The sequence below is a fragment of the Paraeggerthella sp. genome (assembly GCF_048427265.1).
GTDB classification, from domain to species: domain Bacteria; phylum Actinomycetota; class Coriobacteriia; order Coriobacteriales; family Eggerthellaceae; genus Paraeggerthella; species Paraeggerthella hominis.
Genome location: NZ_DBFOSR010000010.1, coordinates 1 through 19,534, shown reverse-complemented (window position 1 = coordinate 19,534; position 19,534 = coordinate 1). Strand labels below are relative to the sequence as shown.

The 19,534-nt window shown below is 62.3% G+C and carries 18 protein-coding genes; 8 read left to right on the top strand and 10 right to left on the bottom strand.

The window, feature by feature from the left end; genetic code table 11:
* The coding region (locus tag ACMNI9_RS01085; RefSeq protein WP_418830422.1) for a metal-sensing transcriptional repressor at positions 1-256 on the top strand (256 nt) is incomplete at its 5' end.
* A 789-nt stretch (positions 257-1,045) separates the two neighbouring features.
* Here the strand turns inward: ACMNI9_RS01085 and ACMNI9_RS01080 are convergent.
* The 4 genes from ACMNI9_RS01080 to ACMNI9_RS01065 form a co-directional block, all read right to left on the bottom strand.
* On the bottom strand, positions 1,046-1,321 hold the full coding sequence (locus ACMNI9_RS01080; protein ID WP_114566838.1) for a metal-sensing transcriptional repressor: 276 nt from the start codon (positions 1,319-1,321) through the stop codon (positions 1,046-1,048).
* The gene (locus tag ACMNI9_RS01075; RefSeq protein WP_418830419.1) at positions 1,318-2,565 is read right to left on the bottom strand and encodes an MFS transporter; all 1,248 of its coding nucleotides are present in this window, start codon (positions 2,563-2,565) and stop codon (positions 1,318-1,320) included. Before ACMNI9_RS01075 ends, ACMNI9_RS01080 begins: the two co-directional genes overlap by 4 nt.
* Positions 2,566-2,774: 209 nt before the next feature.
* Entirely contained in the window at positions 2,775-3,197 is a 423-nt protein-coding gene (locus ACMNI9_RS01070; protein WP_114566840.1) for a flavodoxin, read from the bottom strand.
* 115 nt (positions 3,198-3,312) lie between these two features.
* Positions 3,313-4,005 (bottom strand): DUF3793 family protein, encoded by a 693-nt coding sequence (locus tag ACMNI9_RS01065; RefSeq protein WP_114566841.1) that lies wholly within the window; start codon positions 4,003-4,005, stop codon positions 3,313-3,315.
* A gap of 368 nt (positions 4,006-4,373) precedes the next feature.
* Between ACMNI9_RS01065 and ACMNI9_RS01060 the strand changes: the two genes are divergently transcribed.
* Together ACMNI9_RS01060 and acs are read left to right on the top strand one after the other, a co-directional pair.
* Positions 4,374-5,024, top strand: a complete 651-nt coding sequence (locus ACMNI9_RS01060; RefSeq protein ID WP_418830416.1) for a hypothetical protein — start codon at positions 4,374-4,376, stop codon at positions 5,022-5,024.
* Positions 5,025-5,052: 28 nt separating this feature from the next.
* On the top strand, positions 5,053-7,047 hold the full coding sequence (gene acs, locus ACMNI9_RS01055; protein ID WP_114566843.1) for an acetate--CoA ligase: 1,995 nt from the start codon (positions 5,053-5,055) through the stop codon (positions 7,045-7,047).
* A 166-nt stretch (positions 7,048-7,213) separates the two neighbouring features.
* On the opposite strand, the gene ACMNI9_RS01050 is transcribed toward acs, so the two are convergent.
* Complete coding sequence (locus ACMNI9_RS01050; protein ID WP_216529983.1) at positions 7,214-8,032, bottom strand: MerR family transcriptional regulator; 819 nt, start codon at positions 8,030-8,032, stop codon at positions 7,214-7,216.
* A gap of 290 nt (positions 8,033-8,322) precedes the next feature.
* On the opposite strand from ACMNI9_RS01050, the gene ACMNI9_RS01045 reads away from it, so the two are divergent.
* Positions 8,323-9,066, top strand: coding sequence for a MarR family transcriptional regulator (locus ACMNI9_RS01045; protein WP_114566845.1), 744 nt, complete (start codon positions 8,323-8,325; stop codon positions 9,064-9,066).
* Positions 9,053-9,808, top strand: coding sequence for a GNAT family N-acetyltransferase (locus ACMNI9_RS01040; protein WP_147269863.1), 756 nt, complete (start codon positions 9,053-9,055; stop codon positions 9,806-9,808). Before ACMNI9_RS01045 ends, ACMNI9_RS01040 begins: the two co-directional genes overlap by 14 nt.
* Positions 9,809-9,829: 21 nt before the next feature.
* Here ACMNI9_RS01040 and ACMNI9_RS01035 read toward each other — a convergent pair whose 3' ends face one another.
* Positions 9,830-10,855, bottom strand: coding sequence for an LCP family protein (locus ACMNI9_RS01035; RefSeq protein ID WP_418830413.1), 1,026 nt, complete (start codon positions 10,853-10,855; stop codon positions 9,830-9,832).
* Positions 10,856-11,237: 382 nt separating this feature from the next.
* Between ACMNI9_RS01035 and ACMNI9_RS01030 the strand changes: the two genes are divergently transcribed.
* On the top strand, positions 11,238-12,620 hold the full coding sequence (locus ACMNI9_RS01030; protein ID WP_114566848.1) for a sodium-dependent transporter: 1,383 nt from the start codon (positions 11,238-11,240) through the stop codon (positions 12,618-12,620).
* 225 nt (positions 12,621-12,845) lie between these two features.
* Here ACMNI9_RS01030 and ACMNI9_RS01025 read toward each other — a convergent pair whose 3' ends face one another.
* The 4 genes from ACMNI9_RS01025 to ACMNI9_RS01010 form a co-directional block, all read right to left on the bottom strand.
* The gene (locus ACMNI9_RS01025; RefSeq protein ID WP_418830411.1) at positions 12,846-13,556 is read right to left on the bottom strand and encodes a TorD/DmsD family molecular chaperone; all 711 of its coding nucleotides are present in this window, start codon (positions 13,554-13,556) and stop codon (positions 12,846-12,848) included.
* Between the two features lie 135 nt (positions 13,557-13,691).
* On the bottom strand, positions 13,692-14,834 hold the full coding sequence (nrfD, locus tag ACMNI9_RS01020) for an NrfD/PsrC family molybdoenzyme membrane anchor subunit (protein ID WP_418830409.1): 1,143 nt from the start codon (positions 14,832-14,834) through the stop codon (positions 13,692-13,694).
* A 12-nt stretch (positions 14,835-14,846) separates the two neighbouring features.
* Positions 14,847-15,464: a 4Fe-4S dicluster domain-containing protein gene (locus ACMNI9_RS01015; RefSeq protein ID WP_418830407.1), complete on the bottom strand. Its 618-nt coding sequence runs from the start codon at positions 15,462-15,464 to the stop codon at positions 14,847-14,849.
* A gap of 16 nt (positions 15,465-15,480) precedes the next feature.
* A complete protein-coding gene (locus ACMNI9_RS01010; protein ID WP_418830404.1) occupies positions 15,481-17,910 on the bottom strand; it encodes a molybdopterin-containing oxidoreductase family protein in 2,430 nt (809 codons plus the stop codon).
* A 351-nt stretch (positions 17,911-18,261) separates the two neighbouring features.
* Here ACMNI9_RS01010 and ACMNI9_RS01005 point away from each other — a divergent pair, with 351 nt between their 5' ends.
* Both ACMNI9_RS01005 and ACMNI9_RS01000 read left to right on the top strand, forming a co-directional pair.
* Entirely contained in the window at positions 18,262-19,191 is a 930-nt protein-coding gene (locus ACMNI9_RS01005; protein ID WP_418830402.1) for a LysR family transcriptional regulator, read from the top strand.
* A gap of 25 nt (positions 19,192-19,216) precedes the next feature.
* Positions 19,217-19,480 carry a LysR family transcriptional regulator gene (locus tag ACMNI9_RS01000; RefSeq protein ID WP_181792558.1) on the top strand — a complete coding sequence of 88 codons (264 nt, stop codon included), beginning with the start codon at positions 19,217-19,219 and terminating at the stop codon, positions 19,478-19,480.
* The last annotated feature ends 54 nt before the right edge of the window (positions 19,481-19,534 follow it).

Sequence of the window (19,534 nt, the reverse complement as noted above, 5' to 3'; positions counted from 1 at the left end):
CGACAACCTGCATCGCAGGCTGAAGAAAATCATCGGACAGGTGCAGGCCATCGACCGCATGGTGGACCAAGACGTGCCTTGCGAAGACGTGCTTTCACAGATCAACGCCGCAAAATCGGCGCTTCACAAGTGCGGGCAGGTAGTTCTTGAGGGGCACATCCAGCATTGCGTACGCGACGGCATCGAGCACGGCGACGCCGACAAGACCATAGAAAGCTTCACGAAAGCGGTGGAGCGCTTTTCAAACATGAAGTGACGGCGCGCAAGAGCCACCGCACCTCAACGCCGAACGCTGCGATCACAACCTGCTCGCAGCGTTCGGCGTTTTACGCGCGCGAAAAACCGCGCGAGTCGCTTCGACGCCCCGCCCCGTTGCTTCCGACCGCCGCGCTTCGCCTTGCCGCGCGGCTGAAGCCGGGGCTCGGCTGCACGACAGAGTTGCCGACCCGAGAGCGGCCGCACGACAGAGTCGCCGATCCGGGTTCAGCGGCCGCACGACAGGGTCGCCGACCAGGGTTCGGCCGCCGCATACCTCGCAGCGGGGACCTTGCGCGCGAAAAACCGCCTTCGCTGGCAGGTTTTTGCGTTTAGGGGTCGTCGCATCCGTCCGGGTAGGCGCCTATGAACGCGCACCGTAGAAGCCCAAAGCTATGACCAGGCAAAACGGAAAGCACGCTGTGCTTCAGCGAAGGGAAGGCTCGACCCGACGACCTCAAACCGTCAAAACCTGCCAGCGAAGGCGGTTTTTCGCGCGCAAGGTCCCCGCTGCGAGGTATGCGGCGGCCGAACCCGGGTCGACGACCCTGTCGTGCAGCCGCTCTCGGGTCGGCGACCTTGCCGTGCGGCCGCTCTCGGGTCGGCGACCCTGTCGTGCAGCCGAGCCCCGGCTTCAACTGCGCGGCAAGGCGAAGCGCGGCGGTCGGAAGCAACAGGGCGGGGCGTCGAAGCGACTCGCGCGGTTTTTCGCGCGCGTAAAACGCCGAACGCTGCGAACAGGTTGTGATCGCAGCGTTCGGCGTTGAGGTGCGGTGGCTCTTGCGCGCCGTCACTTCATGTTCGAAAAGCGCTCCACCGCTTTCGTGAAGCTCTCTATGGTCTTGTCGGCGTCGCCGTGCTCGATGCCGTCGCGTACGCAATGCTGGATGTGCCCCTCAAGAACCACCTGCCCGCACTTGTGAAGCGCCGATTTTGCGGCGTTGATCTGCGAAAGCACGTCTTCGCAAGGCACGTCTTGGTCCACCATGCGGTCGATGGCCTGCACCTGCCCGATGATTTTCTTCAGCCTGCGATGCAGGTTGTCGGCGTCCATGCACTGCTTCATGACGTTCCTTTCGACGGCGCCGCATGTCCCGTCGTTTGCGGCGCATGCTCGTATTGTACTGGAAAAGCGCAGCCGGCGCGTTCGGGCGCGACGCGGTAGCGCTTCTCGAACCGCAGGAAGAACGCCACCAGCAAACCGGCCGCCATAAGCGAGAACGGCACTCCCGCAAGGCTCGGCCACGCGTATCCGGCTCCTGCGTTGAGCACGGCCTGCCCGATCATCGCCCCGAACGCGTTGCCCAGGTTGTACGCCACCTGCACGCACGCCGACCCGATCATCTCGCCGCCGCCGCGCCCGACGTTCACCATGAGCAGCTGTTGGGGGCTGGATACGAAGAACATGCCGAACGCGCACGCGAACATGAGCGCGGCGGACGATGCCTGTGTTCCCGAGAACAGGAAGATAAGCGCGAGCGTCGCGCACCCCACGGTCTGCCCGATTGCCGACGTCTTTCCCGGCGTGGTTCGGTCCGATACGCGCCCGCCCGCCAGCGACCCGATCACCATGCCCAGCCCCGCCAGCACCAAAAGCGCGGGAACCTGGGATGCGGAAAACCCTCCTACGTCGGTCAGCCAGGGCGAGACGTAGCTCCACCAGCAGAACACGCCCGTGTTTCCCAGCAGCACCGCGCCGATGACCAGCCAGGGGCCGGGTTTTTTCAGGAAGCGGAACTGGCCGGCAAGGCCCGCGTCGGGAATGGGATCGATGCGCGGGACGAAGCGCAGCACGAGCAGCAGCGACCCGACGGCCCAAACCGCGACGAAAAGAAACGCCGCGCGCCATGACAGCATGCCCGCCAAAAGCGTGCCGCCGGGCACGCCGAGCATGTTCGCCATCGTCTGGCCGAGCACCATGATGGAGACGGCCTGGCCTTCGTGCCCCGGGTCGGCCAGCTTTTTGGCCGCGATGGTGGCGGTGCCGAAGAACGCGCCGTGGGGAAGTCCCGAAACGAAACGGGCCGCCGTGAGTGCTTCTGCATTGGGAGCTGCCGCGGCGGCGGCGTTGCCGACGATCATCAGCGCCACGAACAGGAGCAAGAGCCTTTTCGGAGGCACGCGCCTTCCGAACACCAGAAACAGCGTTCCTGCGCATACGCCCAGGGCGTACGAGGATATGAAGGTTCCGGCGTCCGGGACGCTGACGCCCAGGCCGGCCGCGGCGATGGGAAGGATGCCCATCATGACGAACTCGGAAAATCCCAAGGCGAACGATCCGGTGGCAAGGGCTATGAGGCTTCGTTTCATGGGTCGGTGCGGTCCTTTCGAGATCGAGCCGACCCAGTATGCCACCGCTGCTGCGGGCAGCGCGGCGATTTTACCAGGATTGAACGCGGGTTCACAAAATGTGCGGACGTCGGGCGGGCGGCAGCCTAGCCCGCGCACGCGGCAGCCGCAACCGCGCACGCGGGCTAGGGCTGCAACCGCCTCAGCCGCCCGCCCGACGACTCAAATCCCTATTCGCCCAGCACGTTGCCCACGCGCACGCATTCGGCGCTGGCTTCGTCGTCGGGGTAGTCCTTGGCGATGACGGAGTCCGCCACGATCAAGCCGGCTTCCTCGGCGCGATGCTCCCAAAGCTCCATCCATTCGCCGTCGTTCCAATCGTACGAGCCGAACAGCACCACCGTGCGACCGGCCAGCTTAGGCTCCACTTCCTCGTACATGGGAAGAAACTCGCCGTCCTCCAGCTCCTCGTCGCCCATAGCGGGGCATCCCAGGGCGAAGGCGTCGTAATCGGCCACGTGGGATGCGTGGAAGTCGGACGCTTGGAAGATGTCCGCCGTGCTTCCCTTCGCGCGCACGCCCTGCGCTATAAGGTCGGCCATGGCCTCGGTGTTTCCCGTTCCGCTCCAGAAAACGATTGCGATCTTGCTCATGTCATGCTCCTATCGGGTTGGTGTTCCTTCGCTGGTCGAGCGACGCGGACGCGTTGCCGAAACAAGCTGCGCGCCCGTGTCGCCCGACGCCTGCGTCGGGGTTCGGCACGTGGTTCTAGCCGGCGGCGCGAAACGCCTCTGCGGCGGGGAAGTCCTCGTCAAGCGAGGCGAGGCATTCCAGGGGAACCCCCTCGTCGAACAAGCACTCGTACACGGTGGTGCAGTTTTTGTAGCAGCAGAAGCATGCTTGGGCGTCGCGTTCCTGCGCGTATACCTTCCAGCAGCCGCTGCACAGGAAGTTCTCGCCGCGGTTCTCGATGAATCCCACCACGTCTTCGTAGGGGTAGCCCAAAAAGAACCCGATCTCGTGGGGAAACGAGCAGCAGCCGGTCAGCTGGCTTTTCACGTCCGTTCCGCAGATGCGGCGGTGCAGGCGCTCTATGCATGTGGAAAGGCAGGAGGGGTCGTAGCCTTCCTTGCGCAGGTATGCCGCTACGTTTTCCTGCTGGATGCTCAGCTTGAGAAGATGGGGCCGGTACACGTATACAAGGGGGCCGGCCGGTCGTCGCGCCAGCACCTCGATGCGCACGCCGCACGGTGCCAGCTTGACGCGCGCGGTGCGAAGCGCCTTCGAGAAGCTGTCCTGGTACTCGTGCGGGTCCACCGGGTTCGGTCCGTTTCCGCGAATTCCCGGCACCGATTCGTCGCGGCAGGTGAACAGGTTGGCCGGCTTGAGCGCTGCCAGCACGGGGGTGCAATGGTGGATGAGCTTTCGCTCGAAGTCCAACCGGTAGTGCATGTCGTCCATAATATCCGTTCTACTCGGAAAAGTTAGGTTAGGGTAACTTATAACGAACGAAGCGGTACGCGTCAAGGGATGCGTGCGAAAAAAGCTGCAAGATGCACTCGATTGCGCTGCGGCGGAGGGGGCCGTGCGCCGGCGACGCGGCGCGAAGGGGGCTTTTCGGCGTCGGCATCGTTTCGCATGCCCGTTCGCGGCAGGGAAGGAACCGGTCGCAGGCGGGTATCGGGGATGCCGGTTGACCTTGTAATTGTTGCAACCCCCAGGATGGACCCACGCCCGAAAGCGATGAACGCCCGTTTCGGTTTTCATCCGCTTCGTTTCGGTTACGAACCTGTCCAAGCAAGAGCAGCGAAGAAGAAGGAGGCAGAACCATGAAGGCAACCAATAAGAAGACAGCAGCGAAGAATGCTTCGGTCCGCTCGGCGGCGTCGGCATCGTATCCTGGCGCAGACGAGCTTGTGGCTCGGATCGGCCAGCTCCATGGGCAAGAGCTCCGCTGCGCCGTGCGAGGGCTTGACGAAGCCGAGCTTCTGGCGTTCGCGGCATCCGATCGGGTCAGCCGCGCCGCGCGCATCGCCGCCACGGCCGCGCTCGACGACGTCGACCTTTTGATCTCGCTTGCATGCGCCGACGTGGCGACGTTCGTCCGGCGCGACGCCTTGCGCCGCATCGAGGAAGTGCTCGACGGGGGTCCTGTCGCAGCTAAGAAGATCGAGCGCCTGCTGCCGTGCCTTGGCGATCCCGACCTGATCGCGTTCGCCGTGGCCCTGATGGACGAGAGCGGCTTCGACTGGTGCGCGCGCTGCGATCGCGGCGTTGGGCACGTGCTGTGCGCAGCCATGAGCGGATGCCGCTCCATCAACGAGTCCGTTCTGCTGGAAGACGCGTTCGCCCAGCTGGCGCACTGCCGACCCGACCTGCGCGCCGACCTGCAGGCATGCACCCCGGAAAGCTTCATTCCCCGCACCGTGTACACCCCCATGATCGCGAGCGGACCGCTGCTCGTCGACAACGTGGCGTAATCGACGAAAGAAAAGATAGGAGCCCGCTATGAGAAAGACGAACACGCGCAACGCCTTCATCAGGCAGATGCTCGAAAACGAGCGCCTTATCGAGGCATCCCCCGAGTTCAGCTACAAGGCCCTTGTCAAGAGCCGCCAGGATTACGACGAGCTGTACCGCCGATCCATCGAAGAGCCGGAGGCGTTCTGGGGCCAGATGGCGTCCGAGAACCTTGATTGGTACCGCGGTTGGGACGCGGTGGAGGAGTACGACTTCAGCTCGGACGAGCCTTTCGTCCGCTACTTCCGCGGCGGACAGATCAACGTGTCGTACAACTGCCTGGACCGCCACCTGGACGGCCCGCGCCGCAACAAGGCTGCGCTCATCTGGCAGGGGGAACCTTCGGAGGAGGTGGACGTCTACACTTACCAGCGCCTCCACCGCGAGGTTTGCAAGGCGGCCAACATGCTGTCCAGTTTGGGCGTGAAGCGCGGCGACCGCGTGGTGCTGTACCTGCCCATGGTGCCGCAGCTGGTCATCTCCATGCTGGCGTGCGCGCGCATCGGCGCCGTGCACTGCGTGGTGTTCAGCGGGCTTTCCGCCGAAGCGCTCAAAGACCGCATCGAAGACTCGGGCGCTACCGTGGTGATCACCGCGAACTACGGGTACCGTTCCGGCAAGATCCTGCACCTCAAGGACATCTGCGACAAGGCTGTGGAAGCATGCCCGCAGGTCAAGCACTGCGTGGTGGTGCGGCGCATCGAGAAGCGCACGGAAATGGCGGCCGATCGCGACGTGTGGTGGGACGACATCATGGCCGGCGAGGCTCCGTCGTTCGAGCCCGAGCGCATGGAGTCGAACGATCCGCTGTTCATCCTGTACACAAGCGGCAGCACGGCGAAGCCCAAGGGCATCGTCCACGGCAGCGGCGGGTACCTTCTGTACGCGACGCTCACCACGAAGTACTCGTTCGACCTGAAGGAGAACGACATCTTCTGGTGCACTGCCGACGCGGGCTGGATCACGGGCCATTCCTACCTGGTGTACGGGCCTTTGGCCAACGGCGCCACGGCGCTCATGTTCGAGGGCGTTCCCAACTATCCCAAGCCCGACCGGTACTGGGAAGTGGTCGAGAAGTTCGGCGTGAACGTCCTGTACACGGCCCCGACCGCCATTCGCTCCATGATGAAGGACGGCGAGCGCTGGGTGAACGAGCACGATATCAGCAGCTTGCGCTTGCTGGGGTCGGTGGGCGAGCCTATCACGTCGAAAGCGTGGCTGTGGTACTACTCGGCCATCGGCCAGGGCCGATGCCCCATCGCCGACACCTGGTGGCAGACCGAGACCGGCGGCGTCATGATCACCACGCTGCCCGGCGCCGTGGACATGAAGCCCGGATCCGCTGCGCTGCCGTTCTTCGGCATCGTGCCCAAGGTGGTGGGCGCCGACGGCGAGGAAACCGCGGCGGGAGAGTCGGGAAGCCTTATGATCGCGCGCCCGTGGCCTGGCATGATGCTGGGAGTGCACGGGAATCGCGACACGTTCAAGAACGTGTACTTCCCGGTGCCGGGCGCGTACTTGACCGGCGACGGAGCCTATCGCGACGAGGACGGGTACTTCTGGATCACGGGCCGCATCGACGACGTCATCAACGTGTCGGGCCATCGCATCGGCTCGGCCGAGATCGAAAGCGCGCTCGTGTCCTGCCTGCAGGTTGCCGAAGCCGCGGTGGTGGGCTATCCCCATCCGGTCAAGGGCGAGGGCATCTACGCGTACGTGACGGTCAAGGAGGGCGCGGTCATCAACGACGACTTGCGCGACGAACTGCGCAATCAGGTGCGCGAGGTCATCGGGCCTATCGCCACGCCCGACGTGATCCACTTCGCGAAGGCGCTGCCCAAGACCCGAAGCGGCAAGATCATGCGTCGTATCCTGCGCAAGATCGCCGCCAAGGAAACCGACAACCTGGGCGAGATATCGACGCTTTCCGAACCGTCCGTCGTGGCGCAGCTCATCAAGGAAACCGGCCGCATGAGCGCCTAACCGGTCGATGGAATGGAAGAAGGGCCGCATCGAGGAAAGATGCGGCCCTTCTTTTGCGTTGCACCCGAATTTCAAGCTGCCCTTTGGTTCAAGGCTGCCGTGCGGGCGGGAGCCTCGCCGACCGGGGGCGCCGTTCGTTTCGCCCGCACGGCGCGCATGCGCGCCGTTACTCTTCTATCAAGGTGGATATGTGCAGAAGGTAGTCCTCGGGGGAATCCGAGGTCAGATACGAGTTCACGTCCATCTCGAAAATGGGCCCCGCCTGGGTGAACCCCTCTTCTTCGATGTAGGTCAGCAGGTCGGCGTAGGATTGCGCGACCGTACGAGGGCCTCCCTGATGAAGGATGACCGCATACGTCCCCTTGGGCTTGCGCAAGATGCGCCCGTCGAGCTTCTCGGGGTTTTTCGGCGGATCGATCCAGGTGATCAGCTTGGTGTAGCGAAACGCTTCAGCGTGCTCGGCGTCCGGGACGTCCACGATCCTTCCCAGGGGAAACGTGGCAACGCTCGCGGCGGTCCTGCAGAACCGCGCGTGCTCGCTGATGGCCTGGGCGTAGGTGTGCTCCGTGTGCGAGCACGCGATGTCGGTGGTGATGAAGCAGAGCTCGTCCCAGTTGGCAAGCGAGGGCTTGCTTTTGGGGAAGCGAAGCGCGCGCTGGGTGATGTAGCGCATCTTCTCCATCATGCCGATGCGCGCGTTCAGCACGTCGCGCTGGCGCTGCAGGCAATCGATGCGTTCTTGAATGCTTCCCAAGAACAGCTCGGTGGTGCGATGGTCCAGGTAATCGCGGATCTCCTTCGTCGACATGCCGGCGTCCATGAAGAAGCGGATGGCGTCGTAGAGGTACAGCTGCTCAAGCGAGTAGTACCGATAGCCGTTGTCGGCTATGATCTTGGGTTTTAGCAGGTCGATGCGGTCGTAGTGGATCAACAGCTCCCTGCTGATGTTGCACATGCGAGAGAATTCTCCCGACGAGAGCAGCATGGGCTGCCTCCTTTCGCGGGCGCGGCGCGGCGCCGGACGATCCTTGGTGCGGCACGGCGCGAGCGACCCGGCTCGAATCCGACCGTTGGTAAAAGGAAATATTAGCACGCGCGCGTACGCAATCGGTCGCGGAAACGGGCAGCGAGGGGAACGCGCCCGCAAGCGACCGTCAATCTTGCGTAAAAAGAGCCGGTACCTGTCAGAAAGTTCTTGATTTCCGACAGGTACCGGATTATTATGTGCTCCTGCATTATGAAAGGTACCTGTCAAACCTTCTGGGGGAGCGCGATATGGACGAGAATTCGAAGTGCTCCAATCACGGGGGCGAAGGCATCGAGGCGGCGGCGAATCGGATCGTCGACGAGCCTGCGCTCGACGCCAACGTGCTGCTCTACGAAAAGCTCGTCGCGCTTCAGCACCTGCTTATACGAAGACGGTTCTCGGTTGAAGGCGGAAGCCCTTTGGCCGATCCGACGCGCGGGCAGGGCAGGATCTTGGCGCTCCTGAAGGTGAAAGACGGCGTGAGTACGAAAGACATGTCCAACGTGCTCGACATCAGGACCTCGTCGCTCAACGAGCTTCTGGGAAAGCTCGAAGGCAAGGGCTACGTTTCCCGCGAGCAGTCGGAAGAAGACGGGCGCGTGATGGTGGTCAAGCTTACGGACAAGGGCCGGGCCGTCAAGCAGCCTTCCGCCAAGGAAGGCCCTGCGGATATGTTCGACTGCCTCGAGGAGTTCGAGAAGGAGCTGTTCGGCTCGTACCTCGATCGCGTCGTGGCTGTGCTTGAAGACGAGATAGACGAATGCGAAGAAGGCGGCTTGGAAGCGGTTCGCCGTCAACGCGAAGAGGCGTTTCGAAGGTTGTTCGGCGAGGATGACCGATTCGATGCGGAAGAGGGGCTTCCTCACTTTGCGGCGTTCGGGGCATTGGCTCATTTTGAAGGATTCGATTCGTTCGGCGGCAAACGGCGCGATGGTCGCGACGGCACCCGGCGCGGCGGTAGGCGAGGAGGCAGCATACATGAGGGAGCATAATAAAACGAACGTCCCGGACTCGAGGAGGAGCGTCGTGGTGGGCGCGTCCTCCGTTGCTCCGGCGAACGTGATCGATCCGTTTGCCGAAGGCGCCTTCTCCGGCGGCTTTTCCGAGGAGATGCGGGCCATGGCGTTCGGGCTGGTCTTGCAGCTTGGCGAGGACGACTCGGATCTGCGCGCCGCGAACGAAGACGGCGAGATCGTTGGGTCTGCGGCTACGTTTCGCCTCGCGCACCAAGAAGATATAGCCACCATCTGCGATTTCCGCTGCGCGCAGTCGGTCGAGTACTGGGGGCTCGCCCCGTCGGGCGATGCGTGCAGGCTGTTCCATGCCGAGACCGAGGCGTTCCTGCGCCGCACGCTCAACACCAGCGTGTTCTTCGCGCTGGTGGAGCAGGGCGGCGAGGTTGTCTCGATGTCCGGCCTGGAAGCTGCCGACCGCATTCCCACCATCAGCGCCCACGGCGGCGCCCAGCGCAGCGCTACCGTGGTTGCGTGTTACACGCCGCCGCAGCATCGCGGCAGGGGGTTCATGCGCCGCATGCTGTCGGCATGGACGTCCATGGCCCCTATGCTGGGCATCGACACCATCTACATGGAAACGCACAACGATTCGATGCGGCACCTGGCGCAATCGGCCGGCTACGAGCATGTGTCCGACAAGTACCGTCTGACCCTGCCCGTGGGCGAGCCGCTTGGCACCGACGCCGATTCTCAGGTGCGGTTGGTCGCCGCCTGCTAGCTTGGCGGGGTTTGCGCTCCGTTAGTTCAGCGCTATCGTGGCGGACGTGCTGACGGGGGCTCGGGGCGACTCCGATGCCGCGGCGTACGCCGCCGTTGCCTGCGCGGGGTCCTGCCCTGCGTCGACGGCGGTCATGAGCGCTTTCCAGTTCTCGGGATCGGGCGTGACCAGCCACAACTGCGTCTCCTCGTCGATGCCGCCGGTGTACGGACCGCTGGTGGCGTGCACGGTGATCTGCGACCCGTCGACAAGCTCGTCGGCCCACAGCGACTGCGTTTCAAGCGTCACGTTCGTGGTGACGAACCCCTGCAGGGCTCCAAGCAGGGTCTTGGTTTGCGAAGGGTCGGCGAACGCCAGCTGGATGAGGTTCACCATCATCTGCCGATCCACCACCTGGCGCATCATGTCCTGCTCCAGGTTGTAGTCGCCGTAGCTTGTGCGGGTGCGCGAAAGCGCCATCGCGCGCCATGGCGTCAGAGTCTGCTCACCCTCGGCGAACTGCTCGTTGGGGTAGTCCTTCGTGTAGAAGCTGTAGTCCAGGGCGTACGGCAGGTTCACGTTCAGGCCGCCGAAGTGCTCCACGATGCCTTGGAGCCCCTCGAACCCGATCACAACGTACTGCGTCACGTCCACGCCCGCGACGCTCGAAACCGCGGCGCACTGGGCTTCGGGGCCTTGGTCGCAGTACACCTGGTTGAGCTTCGACACGCCGCCGTCCGGCGCTACGTACTTGGTGTCGCGCGGCACGGTGACCAGCGATATCTGGTTGCGCTCGAAATCCAGGCGCATGAGCATCATGAGGTCCGCGCGCCCCGGGGTGTAGGCGCCCCAGGAGTCGTCGCCTATGACGAGCACGTACTGGGCGTCGGGGTGCTCCGGCTGGGCAAGCGGCGCATCGCGCACCGTTTGCGCGTCGAGCGCGTCGGTTGCGGTCTTGCTGTCGGGTTGCTGCGCGGCGGAGCACGAGCAGAGCAGCGCCGCCAAAAGCGCTCCCGCCAGCACGAGGACCGCCTTCCCGACAAGGTTCGCCTTTCCCGTTTTCGTCATGTCCACCCTCCCTTTGATGATGCTGCTGCATTGTCGCGTCTGCGCGCTCTATGGTAGCGCACGGCGGGTCTTGCGGGAAAGCGCTCTCTGGCCGAGCGGAAAAAACCGCCCTGATCGAGCCGCGTCGCCATCTGCGGAAAGCCGTTGGGGCGCTTAAATCGCTCGCTCGCGGGGCATAGCCGTGCAATTTCGCAAAAAATCCTTTTCCCAGGTGGTTCTTGCGGCAAAACATGACCAGACGAAGGTCGTTTGCCGCTATAATTATGCACCTGGATCGCCGTGCTGGTAGGGAGAGACCGCAGGTGACGGCGTCCGAGTTCCCGCGAGCGAGATCGGTTGGCGGGAACCCCTGTCAATATTTGATCGACAATGGAGGAATCGAATGGCATCTACCGACGCGCCCGCGCGCTCTGCGTGGTCGGGCAAATGGGCGTTCATCCTGGCTGCGGCCGCTTCGGCCGTGGGCTTGGGAAACATGTGGCGCTTCCCGTACTTGGCCGCCCAATACGGAGGCGGCACCTTTTTGATCACGTACCTGGTGCTGGTGTTCACGTTCGGCGTATCGCTGCTGCTGCTTGAGACGGCGCTTGGCCGCAAGACCGGCCAATCCGCCATCGGCGCGTTCAAGAGCTTCGGCAAGAAGTACGCGTTCATCGGCATTTTGGCATCGGTGGTGCCGTTCATCATCACGCCGTACTACTGCATCATCGGCGGCTGGGTGACGAAGTACACTGCTGCGTACCTGATCAACGGCCCCGAGGCGCTTGCCGACGGCGGCGACTTCTTCACCGGGTTCATCACCAGCAACACCGAGAGCTTCCTGTGGATGCTGCTGTTCATGGCCGTCGTGTTCATCGTGGTGTCCCTGGGCGTGAAGGGCGGCATCGAGAAGGCCAACCTGGTCATGATGCCGGCGCTCATCATCATGGCCGTGGGCATTTCCATCTACACGCTCACCATGCCCGGCGCTCTTGAAGGCGCTCTGTACTACCTGGTGCCCGACTTCAGCAAGTTCTCTCCCGAACTGGTGATCGGCGCGCTCGGCCAGATGTTCTACAGCTTGTCGCTTGCCATGGGCATCATGATCACCTACGGCTCTTACCTGGACAAGAAGTCCAGCCTGACCTCGAGCGTCACGCGTATCGGCGGCTTCGATATCGGCGTGTCGTTCCTGGCCGGCCTCATGATCGTGCCCGCCGCGTTCGTGGCCATGGGCTCGGGCGAAGCCGTTGCGGAGAACTCCGGCCCGTCGCTTATGTTCGTCATCTTGCCCACCGTGTTCGCGGACATGGGCGGTGCTGCTACCATCATGGGCTTTCTGTTCTTCCTGCTGGTGCTGTTTGCGGCGCTGACCAGCGCTATTTCCCTTACCGAAACCTGCGTCTCCATCGTGCAGGACGGTGCCGGCTGGTCGCGCAAGAAGGCACTCATCACCGTTATCGGCGTGGTGGTCGCAGCGGGAATCTTCGTCAACTTGGGGTACAACGGCCTGTCGTTCATCGAGCCGTTGGGTCCGGGATCGAGCCTGCTCGACTTCTTCGACTTTATCTCCAACTCGGTGATCATGCCTATCGTGGCGCTTCTTACCTGCGTCTTCGTTGGCTGGATCATCAAGCCGAAGACCATCATCGACGAAGTGGAGCTGACCGGTCCGTTCAAGATCAAGAACGCCTGGGCGTTCATGATCAAGTACGTCGCGCCGGTGCTGGTGGTCGTCATCCTGGTGGCGTTCGTCGCTCAAACGTTCGGGCTGATCAAGTTCTAGCGTCGCTTTGCGTTCGCCTGTCGCATGTTTTCGAAGCGCCCCGCATCGTCGGGGCGCTTCGTGCGTTGAGGTGCGGCCTACCCGATCCGGCGCAGCGCCGGATCGGGTAGGCCGCACGAGGCGGCGGGCCGCCAGCCCGCACGGGCGCGCGCCGGGAAACATTGTCGCCCCAAACGGACGCTTTTCGCCGTCAAACCGTCCGTTTGGGACGACAATGCCCGTCGTTTACTGCGCGCAATCCGAAAGGTAGCGTTCCATGAACGCGACGCCTACCTTGCCAAGCCAGGGATACACCGCGCCGCACCCCGATTCCGCGCATGCGCTGAAGAAGTCGGAGGCCCAGCAGGTTACGTGCGGCTCGAACTCTTGGAGCGCTTTTTCCCATTGCCGGTATTCGTCAAGGTTGTCTTGGTCGAGCGCTTCGATCAGGCGGGTATGCAAGTAGGCCATGAACGCCGACTCGATGGCAAGGTGGTCTCCCGGCTCGCGCGATCGGTCGCGCGCTAGGGAAAGCCCTGCTGCCCGGTAGCAGCTTTCGGCATGCAGGGCGGCTTCGTTAAGAAACGGAGTGGAAGGGATGTCCGCGTGGTCGCGTTCGTCCCTGAACCTCATTTCGGTGATCGCGATCAGGGGTCGTTTGGGATGGGTGAACAGTTCGGTGTAATCTCGCCTGAGCTCTGCCTGCATTTCTTTTGCGGTGGGGTTTCGGCGGCGGATTTGATCCTCGTGCTCGAACATGGCAGGCAAGGGGTCGATTCCCGCGTCCTCGAATATGGAACGCATGTCTTCGAACACGCTGCCGCCAAGGACGCCCTGTGCAAGCTCTTCGGAGGGATTGAGGAGAAACATCGAAGTCAGCCTGAAGAAATCCGCGCATCCCAGAAGGTACGAGAAATCCGGCTGTTCTTCATGGTTGCTTGAAAGCGTGCTGGTCATGAAGGGTGCTCCTTTGCTATTGCGACGAACAAGGCGGGAATACCCGAACAGCATGGTATTCCCGCCAGGTGTGGATTGCGCTCGGGGCGGCTTTTCAGCTTGGACGCTGGCTGCGCTCAAGCTGTGAGCGCAGGGTTATTTCCCCAGCTTGAGCTTCGAGAGGCCCAAGGTTACAGCCAGCAGTCCGATGCTCACGATGCCTGCCGCTACGCACCATTCGATCATTCCGGGGAAGTACGCTCCTGCGGGCGCTCCCGGCGCGGCGACGGGGCCTGCGAAACCGATCAGCGGGTTGTGCAGCTGCGATTGCAGCATGTTGTACTTCACCAAGAAGATGGATGCGAAAGCCAAGATGGCGCCCGCAACGTGCAGGCTCTGCGTCTTTTGCAGCAGCAGGGCGATGCCGATTGCGGAACAGGCCACCTCGATCCAGAAGAAGGGCGCTCCCGGACCGCTTGTCAGCCAGGCGGCAACGGCGGCTTCTTCGCCCACGGCGATATACAGTCCGCTGAACGCCTCGGCCAGCGAGAACACCAGCTCGGCAACAAGGAACAAGGCGACGACGCGCGAGAAGCCGCAGGCTACCTTCGCGTTCATGGGCAGGTACCCGCTGCGGTCAAGCATGGCGTATGCAACGACGAGCAGCGATCCGCCGGCAACGACGGCGGCGATGAAGAACGAGAGCACCAATCCGGGGTTGTTCCAGGTTGGGCGTGCCACCTGAAGCGCGAACGCCAGCGAAGTGATCGTCACCAGCAGCGCGGCTACGAATACCGCGATAGCCAAGGGGCGCACGGATGCCTCGGTTTTCTTTCCTTCGGACACCTTGACGAGCGCGATAGTGAACGCGCAGCCCAGCACCACGTAGGCGATCAGTATGACGGTATCCCAGAATAGGGGAGACGCGATCTGGAAGCTGGTCAGGATCGAGAACGCACGGAGCGGATTTCCCGTGTCCACCAAGATGAACGGCCCTGCGCACAGGCACCCGCATGTCACGGAAACGAACGAGGCCACGCGCGCGTAGGGACGGTATGCCTCCAAGCCGGAGAATACGAACGGCGTTGAGGCGAACAACAGGCATCCTGCAGCAACGCCGGTGAACAGCAGGAAGCCTACGATGTAGAGCCCCCAGGTGATGTCGTTGTTCAAATGCGCAACTTGTAGGCCGTGCATCGCCTGAAAGACGAAGCACGCCGTTCCCGCAAGAGCGAATGCCGCGAACACCCCCAGCCAGATGGCGGTCGAAGAGCGTTTGGTCATGGTCGGTTCAGTCATTAGAGCGCTCCTTTACGCCAAGTAGTACACGGAAGGTTCCGTGCCCTTGTCTTCCAACAGACGGACGGTGGGACGTCCCGCGATCGCGCGCGATACGTCGCTGTCGGGGTCATCGAGATCGCCCCAGTACCGCGCCCGTCCAGGACAGTGCTCCATGCACGCGGGCTCTTCGCCGCGCGCAAGGCGGTTCGCGCAGAAGGTGCACTTCTCCACCACGCCTGCAACGTGCTTGGGGGCATCGGCGTCGCCAAGGGGGAAGTCCACGGCGTAGGCGGGCTCTTCCCAGTTGAACGTACGGACGCCGTAGGGGCATGCGCCCATGCACATGCGGCACCCGATGCACTTGTCAACGTCTTGCACCACGATGCCGGTCTTGTCGTCGCGCCAGGTTGCCCCAACCGGGCAGACCTTCGCGCAGGCGGGGTTCGCGCAATGCTGGCATCCGACGGGGTAGTGCATCATGGTCACCTGAGGGTACGTTCCTTTCGCGGTGTCAGGGTAATCGCCTCCGTCGGTGAGCACGCGGTTCCACCACATGTTGTTGGGAAGGTTGTTGTTCGACTTGCACGCTACCGCGCATTCCGTGCAGCCGAAGCACAGCTGCAGATCGATCGCCATTCCGTAACGCATGCAGGGTTCCTCCTTTCTAGATGGTTGCCTTCTCGATTTCGATCAGCGTGTCGAAGTAATAGCTGTTCGCCACCACGGGGGTCACGTTGTATCCCAGCAAGTCGCAGTAGAAACCGTCGACGAACTGGTCAAGATCCCAGCCGTGGTCGATCACGACCATGCCGGGTCGAATGCCGTTGTTGAACCTTACGCGCAACGTGCAGGTGCCGCGGTCGTTGAACATGCGAATGTAATCGCCGTCGGAGATGCCGCGCGCTTCGCAGTCCACGGGATTGACGGCAACGTAGGGTTCGTCTTCGAACTCCAGCAGCCAAGGCACACGCGTGTACTGCGTATGCACCTTGTACTTGCTTCGCTCGGAGGTGAACACCAGCGGGTACTTCTCTGCCAGGGGGTTTTCCCTCCAGGCCTCCATAGGCGGTTCCCAGTAGGGCAGTCGCTCTTTCATGAAATCGATTTTCTGGCCGTAATCGGTGTCGAGCGGAATGGATTCCTGGTAGAACTGCAAACGGCCCGTCGGCGTGCCGTACGTGCCTTCTTGCCCCATGACGCGATCGTCGGGCTCGAAGGTCAGGACGGATCCTTCTTTTTTCACGCGATCCCAGGTAAGGTTGATCTTTTTCGCCGTGGGGTTGTCGAATACGGCGTTCATGAGCTCGTCGATGTCCTTGAAGTCGTACTCCTGCAGATCCATCTTCTCGAACAGCATCTTGAAGATGTCGAAGTCGCTCTTCGACTCGTACAGGGGCTCTGCGGACTTCGCATTGTGGAACACGTAGCGCGTGTCGTCGCCTGAAGCGGTCTCGGTTTCGAAGTAGTGGCAGGCCGGCAAGACGATGTCAGCGTAGTTCGTGGTGCTGGTTGAAACCACGTCGGCCACTACCAGCAGCTCCACGTCTTCCAGGAACTTGCGCCAGCGCACGCCGCCTACCTGGGTGCCGAACAGGTTGTGGTCCCAGATATAGAGGGTCTTGATGTTGATGTCCTTGTCGCCGTACTTCTTCGACTCCATGCAGTTGAGCAGGGCGGGCGAGTAGAACACCTGGCTGCCGGGCGCTCCCTTGGGGTTGGCCAGGCCGTAGGGCATCCAGCCGATGGAGATCTCTCCGCGGAACATGCCCTTTGCCGTGTTGCCGGGGTGGCCGTACTGGCCGGCGATCATGCACATAGAAAGAATCGACGAGAACGTTGCCATGCCGTTGGTGACGTGGTCAAGGCCAAGGCCTATATTGACGGAGTTGTGCCCGTCTTGGACCATGTGCGCAAGCTCCCTGATGGTTTCGACGGGAACGTCGCAGATCTGGGAGACTTTCTCAGGAGTCCATTCTACTACGCGTTCAAGCAGCAGGTCGTATGCCGCGGTCACTTTGACGCCTTCGATAGCGAACGTGCCGCGGATAACCGGATCGGGTATCTCGCCCAGGGCGCCCAAGGTTCCGTCTGCGGCGCGCACGACGCATTTGTCCTCGGGCGTGCCGGCCGTGGCTTTGCCGATATCGCTCAGTCGCAGGTACGTGCCGTCGGTTTCCTTGACGAGACACGGCGCCACGGTGTCCGAGCGCAGGAAATCTTCTTTAGCCAGGCCTTCGTTTACCAGGACGTTCGCCATGGCCAAGGCAAGGGCGCCGTCGGTGCCGGGGTGTATGGGGACGAACAGGTCTGCCTTCGAGGCTGCGATGGTGAACGTTGGGTCGATGACGATCATCTTGGCGCCGTGCTCGACCTTTGCCTGCAAGAAGTAGTGGAACGTTTGACTATCGCCTTCAGAGGGGTTGAATCCCCAGATGAAAATATGCTTGGCGTTCTTGAGATCGTTTCGGCCACCGCCGCCCGCCCCCTTGAACCCGCCTACGATAGGCGGAAACGACGCGTAGAACACGCGGTCTTGAGCGGCGTCGAGCAAGGTCGCGCCCATGGCCGAGCACAGGCGTTTGCCGTGCTGGGAGTCGGGGGTGATGTTGCCGGAGCCGCACAGGAACGCGTTGGCGCGAGGGCCGTACTTCTCGTTGACTTCTTTCCATTTGTCGGAAATGGTGGCGATGGCTTCATCCCAGCTGATCTGCTCCCATTTGCCCTCGCCGCGTTCGCCCACGCGCTTCATGGGGTACTTCAGGCGATCTTCGGCGTACACGCGCAGCGCATGGGTCAGCCCCTTGTTGCAGACACGGGTCACGTCGGGGTCGCTTTGCTTTCTGCGGGATGTTTTGACTATCTTCCCGTCGCGGACGTGCACGTTCATCTGGCAACCGGCTCCGCAACCCCCTCGGCAGGTTCCGGGGTTGACAACCTCTTCGCTCGTGCTGACTTCCTTTTCGCTCGCGAGGGCGAATTCGCTTCCGTACAGGCTCGACCCCAGGCCGGCTGCGACAGCTGCCGCAGCGGAGCCCTTCAGAAAGCTCCTTCTTCCTATGGCAGCGCTTAGGGCTGTTCCTTCGGCGTGCTTCATGCGTATGCTTCTCCTTCTTTCTTGAAGTAGCGGTTCTGTTGGCGGGAATCGCTTGAGATTCGCTTGATGTCGTGGAGATGCGCAAAGCTTCGCGCGTGAACTTTGCGGACGCTTCCCCCAAGCAGTCCTTCGCCGTGCTCCCCGTTAACGGGCGTCAGTATCTTAACGAGGAAGGAGCGCGGGGGAAGGTTCGCATTTTTTATACGCCCATTCGATTTAGCTTTGCGCTTTGCCTGCGACTTTGCGGACGGCGAACCCGCCGTCGGGGAGCAACGGGGTGTTGCCGTCAGGGGAGACACTCGGTATTATCAAGGGATATGCTCGGTCGAGAGGAGCGAGGGGAAGGGTGCCGTGAAGCTTGAGCATGTGAGGGAATTCGTTGCGTTGGCCCGATGCGGCAGCTTCCAGGAAGCCGCCGACAGGCTGTACGTTGCTCGTCCCACGTTGAGCAACCACATGAGGGCTCTTGAACAAGAGCTGGGATTCGATCTGTTCGATCGTTGCGGCGGTAGCGAGTTGACCGACGCGGGCGTTGCGTTTCTCGACGGCATGGAGCGGGCGCTGGAGGCCGTCGATCGGGGGTTGGATCAATGCCGCGAGCTTGCAAGCTTGCAGGAAGGGCGGGACTGCGTCGTGAACATATCGCTGCGCTGTTCCGTATTCGAGCTGCGCGCTGCGCTCGAGAAGTACTGTCCTTGTCGATACGCTTTCGTGAGCTACGACAATAAAAGGCCGATGCTGTACCCGTTTACGCAGGATGGCGCCGACGTCATGGTCATGTACGACCTCGACCTGCTTCCGCCTTTGCGGATGGAGGTTCTGGGGATGGGGCTTCAGTACGAGCCGTACGGACACGAGCCCTGCGCTATTGCGATGAGGGAGAATCATCCGCTGGCGCAGGGGCCTTTGACGCGCGAGCGATTGCGCGGCGCGGAGATCGCGCAGCTTGACGTGATCGAGTCGGAAAGCTGGAAACGCATCATCATCGCTATGCTGGGCGACGATATGGGGTTGAGGTTTCGTTTGATCCCCATGGACAACTTGCTGAACTTTTGGACCGTTGACCTGGGGGATGCGGTTTTCATTTCCATGAAGTCCATGCTGTCGCAGTATTTCGCCCGGCGGGAGGGCTACGTGATCAGAGACCTGGTCGACGCGGGCCCCTTGCTGATGCCGCGGAGTTTGGTGTATCGACCGATTTCCGAAAGGCCTTGCATAGCGCCTGTTCTCGACGTGCTTCGCGAGCACCTTTGCCGGGAGGGCGACGAGTGCGCGAAGTGACGTATCGGGGAAGGAAGGAGGTACGGTGAAGATAGAGCTTTTGAGGGAGTTCGTGACGCTTGCCCATCACGGGAGCTTTCGCGCTGCATCCGAAATATTGTTCGTTTCTCAGCCTACATTGAGCAACCATATCAAGGCGTTGGAGCAAGAGCTGGGGTTCGAGCTGTTCGATCGGTCGCGCGACAACGAGCTGACCGACGCCGGCGCCCTTCTTCTGGATTCCGTTCAGTCGGCTTTGCTGATAATCGACGCAACGCTTGAGGAATGTCGGGGAATGACCGGCGCATGACGGCGCGCTGAATCGCGCTGCCGGCCATTGTCGATCCGAAAACACGTTTTTGGG